We start from the raw sequence: 12,763 nt of genomic DNA on the forward strand, positions 1-12,763 counted from the left end.
ATGGTCCTACTGCTGGATGAGCGAGAGGATGTTGCCCGCCGGGTCCTTGAACCAGGCGATCAGCGGGCCGCCGCCGCGGTTGATCCCGAGCTCGTCCTGGGCCTCGTTGTACCGCTCGAACGCGACACCGAGCGCGGTCAGCGCCCGCACGGTCTCCTCGATGTCCGCGACCGGGAAGTTGAGCACGGTGTACTCGGCCGGAACGTGGTTGTCCTTCGGGTACACGAGCACGGAGTTCCCGCCGCCGGTGCGCAGTTGCAGCATCCCGTGCTCTTCACCGACGTCGAGACCCAACGTCTTCGTGTAGAACTCCTTGGCCCGCGGAATGTCGTCCACCGAGAACCCACTGAACGCCTTGCTGTCCTGAAGCATCTGATGCCCTCCTAGTCACTCGACACCAGCTACGTCGTTACCACCAAGCCGTTCTCGACACTAGTTGTGGGACAACGCGGGATTCACCGCCGCGGCGACGGAGGCGGACTCGAGGCCGTCGGCGACGGTGTGGAGGAGGCGGACGAGGTGGGCGGCGTCGGTCGGGCCGAGGATGCCGGTGACGACGTCGAGCACGCGGACGGTGAGGCCGTCGAGCTGGGACAGGCGCGCCTGGCCCAGGCCGGTGACGGTCAGTGCCGGCGTGGTCCGGACCATGCCGAGGGTTTCGAGGTCGGCGATCGCCAGCTCGGCCTCGCCGTTGGTGATGCCGACCTGCTTGGCGACCTGGTGGGCGGTGGTCCGGCCGTTCGCGATCGCGCTCAGCACCAGCGCGGCCGGCATCTTGATCCCGACCGCCTCCTGCAGGCCGAGGATCAACGGGTGCGCGTGCCCGCGGACGCGCTCGACCGCGTCCAGCAGCCGGAGCGCGTCGCCGACGTCACTGATCAGATGCTCGGTCTGGACGGCCGCGATACCCGCGGGACCCGGCCGGACCGGCGACGGTACGACGCCGCCGATCACCCGCTCAGGGACGACGAGAGCGTTCGCCACGACCGGCTCCTGCACCGGAGCGGTCAGCGGCCTGATACCAGCGTCTTCGATGGTCACGCCTCCAGCGTACGGAGCGGTTCCGACAGCTTCGGCGTGTCTTTCCTGAGGAATCACTGTGAATCTCATGACGTTCCCGCGGATCGCGCCGGACGGCGGGGTGCCCGTCCCCGAGCCGTTCCAGTAATCGAACATACGCACGAAAGAATGCTTCCGGAGAAGTTTTGGGGATTGTCCAGAATTTCCGGAATCGGGCGTGACCTCGGCTCTCCGTCCTCCGTTGGAAGTGACGTGACGGTGAACACAACACGGCGCACCGGCACCGCGCTCGCCCGCGTTTTCCAGGCCGACCACCCCTCGAAGTAACAGCCAGGAGGACCCGTGACAACCGCCACCGCCACTCAGACCGTTCAGCGCCGACGCGTGCGTGTCTGGTTCGGTGAGCACGTCATCGCCGACTACAACGCCGAGCCGGCGTTGGCCGAGCGGTATGCAGACGCCATGAGCCGCCGATTCGCCGGTCTCCGGGTCACGAACGACCCGATGCCGATGATCGACAAGCTCCCCGACCCCCTGCCCGGCGAGCGCATGTGGGACGTAGCGCCCCGCTGAGAAAAGAATCCCCGGTGCTTCGCGTTCCGTATCTCACCAGACAACCCACGACGGAACGTACGCCAGGTCGAGCGCCTCACCTCGATCGTTGAAGGACCGGTGTCGGGCGGCAGGTGAGCGTGGGCGTTCTGCCCCTCGCCTGCCGCCCTTTTTCTCCCCTGTGAAATGCGCCTGAAAATCCACGTTCGCACCGGATCCCCCAGATCCGGTGCGACCGTTTTTCACTTTTGCGTGTAGTACTCGGGCTTCATCTGGATCAACTGGACGTAATTTCCGTCCGGGTCGACCACGGTCGCGAACCAGCCGAGCCCGCGGTCCTCCGGGTGCACCAGCCATTCGACGTCCAGCGTCCGCAGGTGCGCGGCCGCTTCCTCGATGTCGTCGACGCCGAAGTTCACGATGTGCCGCCCGGGCTCGGGGTTCTTGCCCGCGACGTCGTCGCGCTGCTCGATCACCAGCCCGAACCCGCCCAGGTCCAGGTTCCCGTACCCGTCGACCTCGGCCCGGAACCCGTCCCGGTACCACGCCTTCAACCGCTCGGCGTTCGTACTCCCGAGCAACATGCTGTTCAGAATCACCGCTACTCCTTCCACCAACCTGACCCCGGTACGTCGGAGCCGCCACCGCAGTCTCGACATGACCTGCCGGACTCGCATGATGGAGCGATGAAGTTCACCGCGGAACTCCTGTCCACCGGCAAGAACACGGCCGGCTTCGAGGTCCCCGACGCGGTCGTCGAGGAACTCGGTGGCGGCGGCCGCCCGAAGGTCAGTGCGACCGTCAACGGCCTCACCTTCCGTACGTCGATCGCGCGGATGGGCGGGCGGTACCTGCTCGGCGTTAGCGCGGAACGACGTACCGAGGCCGGCGTCGCGCCCGGTGACGTGGTCGACGTCGAGGTCGAACTGGACACCGCGCCGCGCGAGCTCGACGTACCCGAACCGCTGGCCGCGGCGCTCGCGGCGGACCCGGACGCGCGGGCGTTCTGGGACACGCTGAGCTACAGCAACCGGCAGTGGCACGTGCTGCAGGTGACGTCGGCGAAGACCGACGCGACCCGGGACCGGCGGATCGAGAAGTCGGTCGGGATGCTCCGGGAGCGGCGCGCCCGCTGACCTCACGCGACCCGGTCGCAGGAGCGGCGAACGGTTCATTTCGCGCACATCTCGTGGTCATGGACACCGGCGATGATCCCGCCGATTCCGCCATGAGAGGACAGTCGATGGGGCACTCGCACGACCACCCGCACAGTCACCCGCACACCCATGACCACGAGCACGACCACGGTCATGGGCACGACCACCACCACCCGAACACCGAGCTGGACCAGGCGACCCTGGCCGCGCTGGACACCACCGTGCCGGACAGCGATCTGTCCCCCACCGAGGTGACCCGTCGCGGTCTGCTCCGATCGGCCGGCATCCTCGGCGGTACGGCGGCGCTCGCGGTGACCGGTGCGCAGTTCGCGGCGGCGGCCGCGCCGAAGGACGGGTGGGTCTTCCAGCAGGGCAACCGCCCCAAGGTCTGGCTGGCCGGCGACCACCACATCCACACCCAGCTCAGCTCGGACGGCATGTACCGCGTCATCGACCAGGCCCGGCACGCGGCGGCGTACGGCCTGGACTGGCTGGTCATCACCGACCACGGCGGCGCGACGCACGCGCGGATCGGCGTCGACCTGGTCAACCCGCAGATCAAGGCGGCTCGCGCCGAACTGCGCGACACGCTGATCTTCCAGGGCCTGGAGTGGAACATCCCGGCCGCCGAGCACGGCACGGTCTTCGTCGCCCCGGGCAGCCGCGAGGTCGACGTACTGAAGCAGTTCGAGAACAGCTACGACGGCAGCGTCAAGAACGCGAGCTCGAACTCGCCGGCCAACGAGGCGCTCGCGGTGTCCGGCATCCAGTGGCTCGGCCAGCAGGTCGACCGGCGCCAGGTCGCCGACGCCCTGTTCCTCGCCAACCACCCGGCCCGGAACGGCATCGACAGCCCGCACGAGATCCGGAACTGGCGCGACGCCGACCCGCGGATCGCCGTCGGCTTCGAGGGCGCGCCCGGCCACCAGGCGGCCGGCCTGCCGGCCCCGATCGGCGGCGGCAGCGCCCGTGGGTACTACGGCAACTCGCCGAACGCGAACTCGTTCCCCGGCTACCCGGCCGAGAGCTACCGCACCTGGGGCGGCTTCGACTGGATGACCGCGACCGTCGGCGGGCTCTGGGACAGCCTGCTCGCCGAGGGCAAGCCGTGGTGGATCTCCGCGAACTCCGACTCGCACGTGAACTGGAACGAGACCTCCCGCCGCCCCGACGGCTCCAGCCAGGCGCAGTTCGACCGCGACGGCCGGTACATGGACCCGGTCTACGGCAACGCGATCAACACCACCGCCGGTGACTTCTGGCCGGGCTACTACAGCCGTACGCACGTCGGCGCCGACCGCCGCGACTACCTCGCGGTGATGGAGGGCCTGCGCAACGGCCGGGTCTGGGTGGACCACGGCGGACTGGTCAAGGGCGTCGAGGTCGAGGTCCGCGAGGTCGGCAAGCCGTACGGCGAACCGCTCGGCGGCGCGCTGCTGGTGAAGAAGGGCCGCGCGATCGAACTGGTCGTCCGGATCACCGCGCAGACGATGCCGAACTGGTCGAACTTCGTCCCGGCGCTGAACCGGGTCGACGTGATCCAGGGCTCGGTCACCGGGCCGGTCGCCGACAGGGACACGATGACCGCGCCGGACACCAAGGTAGTCCGGCAGTGGGACACCTCGGGCAAGCGCGGCACCTTCGAACTGATCCACCCGCTCGGCCGCGCGGACGAGGCGCAGTACGTCCGGGTCCGCGGTACCGACGGGAACCGCAGCCAGCCCGGGTACCGCGGCGCGGCGGTGGACCCGGCCGGGCCGAAGCTGGACGTGGTCGGCGACGCGGACCCGTGGGTCGACCTGTGGTTCTACACCAACCCGATCTGGGTGCTCCCCAAGTAAAGGACACACCGTTGTGATCATCGCGATCGATGCCGGCAGCGCGGACACGGCGGCCGCCGACCACCTGCTGTACGAGGTGATCGACGGCCTCGAGCAGCCGGTCCTCGCCCTCACCCACATGGTGGCGGGCGACGACCGGCCGCACGTCGCGGTCTCGCTGACCAGTACCGCCGACCTCGCCGACCCGGTCCGCGCGATGGTTGCCGAACGCAACGTCGGGCTGGCGGTCACCCGGCCCGGCGCGTCCGAGCCGGAGCTGGCCGGCCCGAGCCGGCTGGTCCGCGGCGCGTACGTCGCCGCGGTCGAGGCGGCCCTCGGTACGTCGGGACGCGTGGTCCGCTGGCCCGGTCACGAGCAGGCGCACGGCGTACTGCCCGCGGCCGAGCTGCGGACCCGCTGCGGCATCGATCACCTGGAGGGCATCGGCGGCGTGCCGGTCGAGGACGGCACCTTGATCGACACCCTCGACTTCCTCCGCCCGGTCCGTCGCGACGGCCGACTGGTCCTCCAGGTCCAGCCGGCCGCCGGCGACGTACTGATCCCGTTCGAACTCCAGCACCAGCAGAAGTGCTGCGCCGACCACTGACCGCGCTACTGTCGGGGTATGGGCGGTAAGACCGGCAAGTTCCTTGGTATTCCCTACGACTGGCGGCCTCTGACCGGGGAGCGGCTCAAGTCCCGTTGGTGGAACCCCGACGACCCGCGGCTGTTCACGCCGAAGGCGCTCGGCTGGGGGTTCGACGTGAACTTCGCCCGGCTCCTCGGGCGGAAGGGCAAGGACTCAGAGGGCGTCTGAGAACCCTCCGCCTACTGCGGGGCACTCGGCACGGCACCTCGCCGCACAGGTGCAAAGGCCACGATGCTCCGCATCGAGACCTTCGCCCCCGCGCGCCGAGCTACCGCACCGAGCACCTCCTCGCTACGGCGGAGGGTTCTCAGACGCCCTCTCACCCCCAGGCAGCTGACTCCCGTAGTACGTCGGGGAGTTCGCCGACGACGCCGAGGCGCTGGGTGCAACGGGTGAGGGCCACGTACAGGTCGCGCAGGCCGCGCGGCGACTCGATCACGATGCCGTCCGGGTCGACGACCAGCACCGAGTCGAACTCGAGGCCCTTCGCCTCGCGGGCGGTCAGCACCGTGACCCCGCTGAGCCCGTCGACCGCCTCCTGGATCAGCTCGAGCCGGCTGCGGGACGTGATCACCCCGACCTCGCCGTACGCCGTCTCCTCGGCCGCCATCTTGTAGACGTACAGCGCCTGCTCAGCCGCCGGTACGTCGGCGTGCCACGGGCGCACGCCCGTCGACCGGACCGATCGCGGCGCCTTCGCGGACGGGTCGACCTCCCGGAGTACGGCGTTCGCCAGGTCCATCACCTCGGCCGGCGTACGGTAGTTCAACGTCAGCTCGGCCAGCCGCCAGCGGTCGCCGAACGTCTCACCGAGCGCGCTCGACCACGACGTACCGCCGCCGATCGCGCTCGTCTGCGCCACGTCCCCGACGACCGTCATCGAGCGCAGCGGGCAGCGCCGGGCGATCGCCCGCCACGCCATCGGCGACAGCTCCTGCGCCTCGTCGACGATCACGTGCCCGTACGTCCACCGCCGGTCCGCGGCGGCCCGGTCGGCCAGCGTCCGGTCGTCGTCCGCCTCGTACCGCTCGGCGAACGCCGCCGCGTCCAGGATGTCCTTCGCGGTCAGGATCTCCGCCTCGTCGTCCTCGTCGAAGTCCGTCGACCCGGACCCCGCGAGTACGTCGAGCGCCCCCTGGGCATAGGCGACCGCGCGCGCCCGGGCGGCCCGCTCCCGCGCCGCCTCGGTGCCGTCGTCGCCGAGCAGCTCCGCCGCCTCGTCGAGCAGCGGTACGTCGGCCGTGCTCCAGTCGGCGCCGTACCGCAGGAGATGCTCGCGATCCAGCGCGGACAACCCCGGAGCGGCCGATGCCAGCCGGGCCTCATCGCCGTACAGGTCCTCCAGGAGCTGCTGCGGGCTGAGCAATGGCCAGAGTTGCTCGAGCAGAGCCTGTACGGCGGGCTCCGCGAGCACCTCGTTGCGCAGCTCGGCCAGGTCGTACTCGTCGAGCAGTTGCTCCCCGTCGAGCGGGTCGGTGCCGATCAGCTCGGCGTACTGGTTCGTGAGGTGGTCGGTGATCTCGTTCAGCACGAACGGGCGCGCCTGGTTGTGGGTGAGGTTGCGGTTCCGCACCCTTGCGTGGGTCTCACCAACAACCTCCGGGTCGAGCGTCAGCTCGGTGCGCTCGACGGTCACGTGCACCGGGCCGTCCGGGACCCACTGCCGGTCGGTGACCGCCTGGGCGATCACGTCGGCCATCACCGTCCGGCCCTTCACTTCGGCGCTCTCCGGCGGCTCCGGGCGGGTGGCGTTGACGCCCGGGTCCAGCTCGGCGATCGTGACCAGCCGGACGCCGTCCTCACCGAGCGACGGAAGCACCTGGCCGATGAACCGCAGGAACGCCGCATTCGGGCCGACGACGAGAATTCCGCGCTTTTCCAGCTGCTCACGGTGCGTGTACAACAGAAATGCCGCGCGGTGCAGTGCGATTGCCGTCTTTCCGGTCCCGGGACCACCCTGGACGACCAGGATTCCGGGCAGTTCGGAGCGGATGATCCGGTCCTGGTCGGCCTGGATCGTCTGCACGATCGACTCCATCCGGCCGGTCCGCCGGGCCTCCAGCGCCTTCATCAGCACGGCCTCGCCGATCACCCCGGTGCCGGGCTTCGACGGGTCCGCGGCCTCCCGCCCGAGGTCGAGCTGCTCGTCCTGGACGTCGATCACCCGGCGCAACCGGGTCTGCACGTGCCGGCGGCGGACGACGCCCAGGTTCGCCACCGCGGTCGCGATGTAGAACGGCCGCGCCGCAGGCGCCCGCCAGTCGACCAGCAGCGGTTCGTACTCGTCGTCGTGCAGCCCGATCCGGCCGAGGTGCAGCACCTCGCCGTCGGCGGTGTCCAGCCGGCCGAAGTACAGCCCCTCCTCGGCGGCGTTCAGCCGGGCCTGGCGGAGCTTGAGGTCCCGGATCCGCCCGTCCCGCTGGTGCAGCGCCCTGGGCGTTCCGGGTGTGCACGAGCTGCTCGTCGTCGGCCCGCGCGTCCGTCCGCTCCCGCTCGGTGTCGAGCGCGGCGTAGAACCTGACCAGGTTGTCCTGCTCGGCGTCAACAGGATTCGGCAATTCGCTATCCCTTGTGTTAAAATGCGCGCGTTGGTTTTCGGGTCGCATTTCCGGAATTCGCTCCGACGCGGCCACAAATCCTTGAGTTTATCCCGGTGCCGGGTTTTCCTGTAGTGGTGTTCCACTCCATCGTCCCGCCGTATCTGCTCGAGCAGCTCGAGCAGTCCGCGGGTGACCCCAGCGTCCGTGCCCGGATCCGGCAGTCGTTGCAGCACGACGCCGTACTGCGAACCCGGCCCGCGGCCGGCCGCGAGGCCGTTGCCGCCGCGGCGGGTGGCCGGCAGCGCACGGTGTACGACGCGCAGAACGGCACCGACCTGCCCGGCACGCTGGTCCGCTCCGAGGGGCAGGACCCCGTCCAGGACCAGCCGGTCAACCAGGCGTACGACGGCACCGGCGCGACGTGGACGCTGTACAAGGAGTGCTTCGGGCGCGACTCGATCGACGGCAAGGGCCTCGTCCTGATCTCGACGGTGCACTACGACCGCGGGTACGCGAACGCGTTCTGGGACGGCTCGCAGATGGTGTTCGGCGACGGGGACGGGGTGATCTTCGGCAACTTCACCTCGTCGATCGACGTCACCGGGCACGAGTTGACGCACGGAGTCACGCAGTACACGGCGAACCTCGACTACCAGGGCCAGTCCGGGGCGCTGAACGAGAGCATCTCGGACGTGTTCGGGTCGCTGGCCAAGCAGTACGCGAACCACCAGAGCGCGGCGGACGCCGACTGGCTGATCGGGGCGGGCCTGTTCCTGCCCGGCGTACAGGGCGTTGCTTTGCGGTCGATGAAGGCGCCGGGGACGGCGTACGACGACCCGCGGCTGGGCAAGGACCCGCAGCCGGCCGACATGTCCGGGTACGTCGACACGCAGGACGACAACGGCGGCGTACACATCAACTCCGGCATCCCGAACCGCGCGTTCTACCTGGTCGCGACGGCGATCGGCGGCAACGCGTACGACGACGCCGGCAAGATCTGGTACGGCACGCTGATCGGCGGCAAACTCGCGTCCTCCGCCACCTTCAAGGACTTCGCCGAAGCCACCCAGACCACCGCCCGCACCCTCTTCGGCGACACCTCCACCCAACTCGCCGCCGTCACCACCGCCTGGCAGACAGTCGGCGTCCTGGGCGACCAAACCCCCCTCATGAACGCCGCCCAAACCGACCTGCACACCACCACCCCACCGTCCGCACCCCCGGAATGAGACGGTTTGACCTCAAGTGTTGTTGAGGTATTAGCGTCGTTGGTGTGACAGTTCATCCGCTGCGGCTCGTCGTGTTGACGCGCAATGTCGAGGGTGGGCGGTTCGGAACCGCGGTGACGCGGTGGTTCGTGCGGGAGGTGGAGCGGTCGGGTGAGTTCAAGCTCGACCTGGTGGACCTCAGTTGCACGCCGCTCGCGGAGTTGCCGGGGCGGATCGAGGACGCGGACGCGGTGATGATCGTCACGGCCGAGTACAACCACGCGTACCCGGGTGACGTGAAGACCGCGATCGACGCCGTACGCCGCCCCTGGTACGCGAAGCCGGTCGGCTTCGTCGTGTACGGCGGCCGCTCCGGCGGTCTCCGCGCGGCCGAACAACTCCGCCTGGTCTTCGGCGAACTCCACGCCGTCACCATCCGCGACACCCTCGCCTTCCGCGAGGAAGACTTCGGCAACGGCGAACCGACCGACCCGACAACATCCCTCGCCGCCGAGGCCCTGCTAACCCAACTAGCCTGGTGGTCCCGCTCCCTCCGCGACGCCCGCACCACCACCCCCTACCCATCCTGACCCCACCCCCACGGCCCACGGCTCCGCGCGCACCGTCCCCGCGCCAACCGCCCCCGCGCCAACCGCTCACCGCCACCGCGCTCACCGCCACCGCGCCCGCCTCCTCCGCTTCCGTGGCCGTCGCGGACCTGCAGGCCATCACAATCGCCCTCCGTCCCGCCGCTCCACGCTCAGGCGCCGGGCGAGGGGCTGATTGTGATGGCCTGGAGGTACGGAATACCTGTCGGCCGGCTTGCGTTGACAACCATCCGTGAGTGCCGAAGCGATGCCCCTGTCCGTGCTCGACCTCTCGCCGGTGCCGTCAGGCACTCGTCCGTCGGAGGCGTTGCACGAGACGCTCGAGCTCGCCCGCACCGCCGAGGCGGCCGGCTACCACCGGTTCTGGCTCGCCGAGCACCACAACATCCCCAGCGTCGCGAGTTCCACCCCAGAGGTGATGATCGCGGCGGTCGCCGCGGCCACCTCGACGATCCGCGTCGGGTCCGGCGGGATCATGCTGCCGAACCATTCCCCGCTCAAGGTCGCCGAGACCTTCCGCGTACTCGGCGGGCTCTACCCGGACCGCATCGACCTCGGCCTCGGCCGCGCGCCCGGCACCGACCAGCGCACCGCCCTCGCCCTGCGCCGCAGCCGTGAAGCCCTCGGCGCCGACGACTTCACCGAGCAGTACGCCGAACTCCGCGCGTACGTCGACGGCTTCCCCGCCGGCCACCCGTTCGAGCCGATCACCGCGCAACCGTCCGACGTACCGCTCCCACCGATCTGGATCCTCGGCTCCAGCACGTACGGCGGGCAGGCGGCCGCCGCGCTCGGCACCGGGTTCGCGTACGCCGGCCATTTCGGCACGCTCGACCCGGCCGGCGTGATCTCGGCGTACAAGACCAACTTCCAGCGCTTCGAGCACGACGGCGAACCGCACGCGATCCTCGCGCTGGCCGCGATCGTCGCCGAGACCGAGGAACGCGCCGCCCAGCTCGCCCGCGCGAACGCGCTCTCCACCCTCCGCCTCCGCTCCGGCCGCCCCGGCCCGCTCCCGTCCCCGGAGGAAGCGGCCGACTACCCGTGGAGCGACGCCGAGGAGGCCGCGATCGAGGAGTGGACCGGCCTGGTCACCGTCGGTACGCCGGACCGGGTCGCCGCCGAGCTCCGCGCCAAGGCGAACGCCGCCGGCGCCGACGAGCTGATCATCACCACGAACGTCCACAACCCCGCCGAACGCCGCCACTCCTTCCGGCTCCTCGCCGAAGCCTGGGGCCTGAAGCCGCGCTGATCGCGGACCCGCACCACTCACCAATCCACGGCGACCGCCCGGACCGCCCGTAGTCCGAGCATCAGCTGCCCGGCGTGCGCGAGGTTGATGAGTGCCGCACGTCCGGCGTCGCCCGGACGTGTTCGAAGATCAGGCTCGTCTCGGCGTGCGTGACCGCGGGATCCGCGGTCAGGTGGTCGAGGACGAACTCGCGCAGCGCATCCGGCGTGCTCGCCGACACGTGCAACAGATAGTCGTTCGCACCGCTCACATGAAACAGCGAGAGCACTCCAGGCAGTCGGGGCACCTTGGTGCGGAACCGGTCGATCTCGTCGCGGGAGTGGGCGCCGATCCGGATCGCGATCAGCGCCTGCAGCGGCTGGCCGAGCGCGGCCAGGTCCACGTCGGCGTGGAACCCGCGGATCACCCCGCGTTCGCGTAACGAGCGGACCCGGGTCAGGCAGGTCGACGGCGCGATGCCGACAGCCTCGGCGAGCGCGTTGTTCGGCATCCGGCCGTCGGCCGTGAGCAGCCGGACCAGCTGCCGGTCCACCGCGTCGAGCCCGTCCGGGACTGGCCGCGGAGCCGGCCCGGGGCTCCGACGATCCTTCGGCATGCCACCTACTGTAGGGCCATCCACAGAATCCACAGCGTGTGGACGAGCCTGTGGACGAATTTTCTTCGGAACTCTTGCCTCTACATCGCAGAAGATTCCACAGTCACCTCAGTTATCCACAGGCGGAGGAGGCTCTCATGCTGGACACCCGGGCGGTACACGCCGGCCGCGACGACCTGACCGCGCGCGGTCTCCACGTCCCGCCGATCGACCTGTCCACGACCTATCCGCTGCCCGACGTCGACACCGGCGGAGCGTCGTACGACGAACTCGCGCAGGGCCGCGGCCCGGACGGCGGGAGCCTCGTCTACCAGCGCCTGTGGAACCCGAACGTCGCTCGCTTCGAGGACGCGCTCGCCGAACTCGAGCACACCGACGGCGCGGTCGCCTTCGGTTCCGGGATGGCCGCGCTGACCGCCTGCCTGCTCGCCACCGTCGCCGAGGGCCGTCCGCACGTGGTCGCCGTCCGGCCGTTGTACGGCGGCACCGACCACCTGTTGTCCACAGGCCTCCTGGGGACAACCGTCAGCTATGCACAACCCGGCGAAGTGGCGGCCGCGATCCGCCCGGACACCGGCCTGGTGATCGTCGAGACGCCGGCCAACCCGACCGTGGACCTCGTCGACCTCCGGTACGTCGCGGCTGCGGCCGGCGACGTACCGCTGCTGGTGGACAACACCTTCGCGACGCCGGTCCTGCAGCAGCCGGCCCGGCACGGGGCGAGCCTGGTGTTGCACTCGGCAACCAAGTACCTCGGCGGGCACGGCGACGTCATGGGAGGCGTCGTCGCGGCCGGCGTGGAGTGGGTCGGCCGGCTCCGGCAGATCCGCGCTGTGACCGGTGGCCTGCTGCACCCGCTGGCGGCGTACGAACTGCACAGGGGACTGCAGACGCTGCCGGTCCGAGTACGGGCGCAGCAGGCGACCGCGATGAAGGTCGCGGACTGGCTGTCCGCGCAGCCCGCCGTCGAGCGGGTCTACTACCCCGGGCTGAACGACCCGCACGGCCTGATCGGCCGGCAGCAGTCCGGTCCAGGCGCCGTCCTCGCGTTCACGGTCAGTGGCGGATATGCGGCGGCGTCCAGGGTGGCGAGCAGGCTGAAGCTGATCACGCACGCCGTGTCGCTCGGAGGGGTCGACACGCTGATCCAGCACCCGGCCGCGCTCACCCACCGGCTGGTCGCGGCGGAGGCGAAGCCGGGCGACGGACTGCTCCGGCTGAGCCTCGGTCTCGAGGACCCCGAGGACCTGACCTCGGACCTCCGCCAGGCGCTCGAAGACTGATTTAGCGCAGAGCAGAAAGTCTGCTCAGGGCAGATCCGGTCCGGGCGGCCCGTGCCGGATGGCACACTCGGTACAGGAG

General features: G+C 70.1%; 14 protein-coding genes. 9 read left to right on the forward strand and 5 right to left on the reverse strand.

Annotation, left to right across the window (positions count from 1 at the left end; translation table 11 throughout):
* Nucleotides 1–6 precede the first annotated feature (6 nt).
* On the reverse strand, nucleotides 7–372 hold the full coding sequence (locus ACQHIV_RS31390; RefSeq protein ID WP_427887465.1) for a VOC family protein: 366 nt from the start codon (nucleotides 370–372) through the stop codon (nucleotides 7–9).
* 60 nt (nucleotides 373–432) lie between these two features.
* Nucleotides 433–1,041, reverse strand: a complete 609-nt coding sequence (locus ACQHIV_RS31395; RefSeq protein ID WP_427887466.1) for a MarR family transcriptional regulator — start codon at nucleotides 1,039–1,041, stop codon at nucleotides 433–435.
* Between the two features lie 363 nt (nucleotides 1,042–1,404).
* Between ACQHIV_RS31395 and ACQHIV_RS31400 the strand changes: the two genes are divergently transcribed.
* On the forward strand, nucleotides 1,405–1,593 hold the full coding sequence (locus ACQHIV_RS31400; protein ID WP_325035132.1) for a hypothetical protein: 189 nt from the start codon (nucleotides 1,405–1,407) through the stop codon (nucleotides 1,591–1,593).
* Between the two features lie 221 nt (nucleotides 1,594–1,814).
* On the opposite strand, the gene ACQHIV_RS31405 is transcribed toward ACQHIV_RS31400, so the two are convergent.
* Nucleotides 1,815–2,171, reverse strand: coding sequence for a VOC family protein (locus ACQHIV_RS31405; protein ID WP_427887467.1), 357 nt, complete (start codon nucleotides 2,169–2,171; stop codon nucleotides 1,815–1,817).
* A gap of 87 nt (nucleotides 2,172–2,258) precedes the next feature.
* Between ACQHIV_RS31405 and ACQHIV_RS31410 the strand changes: the two genes are divergently transcribed.
* From ACQHIV_RS31410 to ACQHIV_RS31425, 4 genes are all read left to right on the forward strand, one after another.
* Nucleotides 2,259–2,708: a YdeI/OmpD-associated family protein gene (locus ACQHIV_RS31410; protein ID WP_427887468.1), complete on the forward strand. Its 450-nt coding sequence runs from the start codon at nucleotides 2,259–2,261 to the stop codon at nucleotides 2,706–2,708.
* A 107-nt stretch (nucleotides 2,709–2,815) separates the two neighbouring features.
* Nucleotides 2,816–4,570 (forward strand): PHP domain-containing protein, encoded by a 1,755-nt coding sequence (locus ACQHIV_RS31415; protein ID WP_427887469.1) that lies wholly within the window; start codon nucleotides 2,816–2,818, stop codon nucleotides 4,568–4,570.
* Nucleotides 4,571–4,583: 13 nt separating this feature from the next.
* Nucleotides 4,584–5,156: a hypothetical protein gene (locus ACQHIV_RS31420; RefSeq protein ID WP_427887470.1), complete on the forward strand. Its 573-nt coding sequence runs from the start codon at nucleotides 4,584–4,586 to the stop codon at nucleotides 5,154–5,156.
* A gap of 18 nt (nucleotides 5,157–5,174) precedes the next feature.
* Nucleotides 5,175–5,366 (forward strand): DUF5808 domain-containing protein, encoded by a 192-nt coding sequence (locus ACQHIV_RS31425; RefSeq protein WP_427887471.1) that lies wholly within the window; start codon nucleotides 5,175–5,177, stop codon nucleotides 5,364–5,366.
* A gap of 151 nt (nucleotides 5,367–5,517) precedes the next feature.
* Here the strand turns inward: ACQHIV_RS31425 and ACQHIV_RS31430 are convergent, their stop codons facing one another.
* Complete coding sequence (locus ACQHIV_RS31430; protein ID WP_427887472.1) at nucleotides 5,518–7,743, reverse strand: HelD family protein; 2,226 nt, start codon at nucleotides 7,741–7,743, stop codon at nucleotides 5,518–5,520.
* Nucleotides 7,744–7,872: 129 nt separating this feature from the next.
* Here ACQHIV_RS31430 and ACQHIV_RS31435 point away from each other — a divergent pair, with 129 nt between their 5' ends.
* The 3 genes from ACQHIV_RS31435 to ACQHIV_RS31445 all read left to right on the forward strand — a co-directional run bounded on the left by ACQHIV_RS31435 (nucleotide 7,873) and on the right by ACQHIV_RS31445 (nucleotide 10,806).
* Nucleotides 7,873–8,967, forward strand: a complete 1,095-nt coding sequence (locus ACQHIV_RS31435; protein WP_427887473.1) for a M4 family metallopeptidase — start codon at nucleotides 7,873–7,875, stop codon at nucleotides 8,965–8,967.
* 44 nt (nucleotides 8,968–9,011) lie between these two features.
* The gene (locus ACQHIV_RS31440) at nucleotides 9,012–9,536 is read left to right on the forward strand and encodes an NADPH-dependent FMN reductase (RefSeq protein ID WP_427887474.1); all 525 of its coding nucleotides are present in this window, start codon (nucleotides 9,012–9,014) and stop codon (nucleotides 9,534–9,536) included.
* Between the two features lie 265 nt (nucleotides 9,537–9,801).
* Nucleotides 9,802–10,806 (forward strand): LLM class flavin-dependent oxidoreductase, encoded by a 1,005-nt coding sequence (locus ACQHIV_RS31445; protein WP_427887475.1) that lies wholly within the window; start codon nucleotides 9,802–9,804, stop codon nucleotides 10,804–10,806.
* Nucleotides 10,807–10,867: 61 nt separating this feature from the next.
* Here the strand turns inward: ACQHIV_RS31445 and ACQHIV_RS31450 are convergent, their stop codons facing one another.
* Nucleotides 10,868–11,401 carry an Lrp/AsnC family transcriptional regulator gene (locus tag ACQHIV_RS31450; protein WP_427887476.1) on the reverse strand — a complete coding sequence of 178 codons (534 nt, stop codon included), beginning with the start codon at nucleotides 11,399–11,401 and terminating at the stop codon, nucleotides 10,868–10,870.
* A 137-nt stretch (nucleotides 11,402–11,538) separates the two neighbouring features.
* Between ACQHIV_RS31450 and ACQHIV_RS31455 the strand changes: the two genes are divergently transcribed.
* Nucleotides 11,539–12,684, forward strand: a complete 1,146-nt coding sequence (locus ACQHIV_RS31455; RefSeq protein WP_427887477.1) for a trans-sulfuration enzyme family protein — start codon at nucleotides 11,539–11,541, stop codon at nucleotides 12,682–12,684.
* Nucleotides 12,685–12,763: the final 79 nt, after the last annotated feature.

The sequence above is a fragment of the Kribbella polygonati genome (assembly GCF_050320105.1).
Taxonomy (GTDB): domain Bacteria; phylum Actinomycetota; class Actinomycetes; order Propionibacteriales; family Kribbellaceae; genus Kribbella.

Coding starts and splice junctions, on each gene's coding strand:
- ACQHIV_RS31415 (WP_427887469.1), top strand. CDS start 2,816: ATGGGGCACTCGCACGACCACCCGCACAGTCACCCGCACACCCATGAC.
- ACQHIV_RS31425 (WP_427887471.1), top strand. CDS start 5,175: ATGGGCGGTAAGACCGGCAAGTTCCTTGGTATTCCCTACGACTGGCGG.
- ACQHIV_RS31410 (WP_427887468.1), top strand. CDS start 2,259: ATGAAGTTCACCGCGGAACTCCTGTCCACCGGCAAGAACACGGCCGGC.
- ACQHIV_RS31445 (WP_427887475.1), top strand. CDS start 9,802: ATGCCCCTGTCCGTGCTCGACCTCTCGCCGGTGCCGTCAGGCACTCGT.
- ACQHIV_RS31450 (WP_427887476.1), bottom strand. CDS start 11,401: ATGCCGAAGGATCGTCGGAGCCCCGGGCCGGCTCCGCGGCCAGTCCCG.
- ACQHIV_RS31455 (WP_427887477.1), top strand. CDS start 11,539: ATGCTGGACACCCGGGCGGTACACGCCGGCCGCGACGACCTGACCGCG.
- ACQHIV_RS31390 (WP_427887465.1), bottom strand. CDS start 372: ATGCTTCAGGACAGCAAGGCGTTCAGTGGGTTCTCGGTGGACGACATT.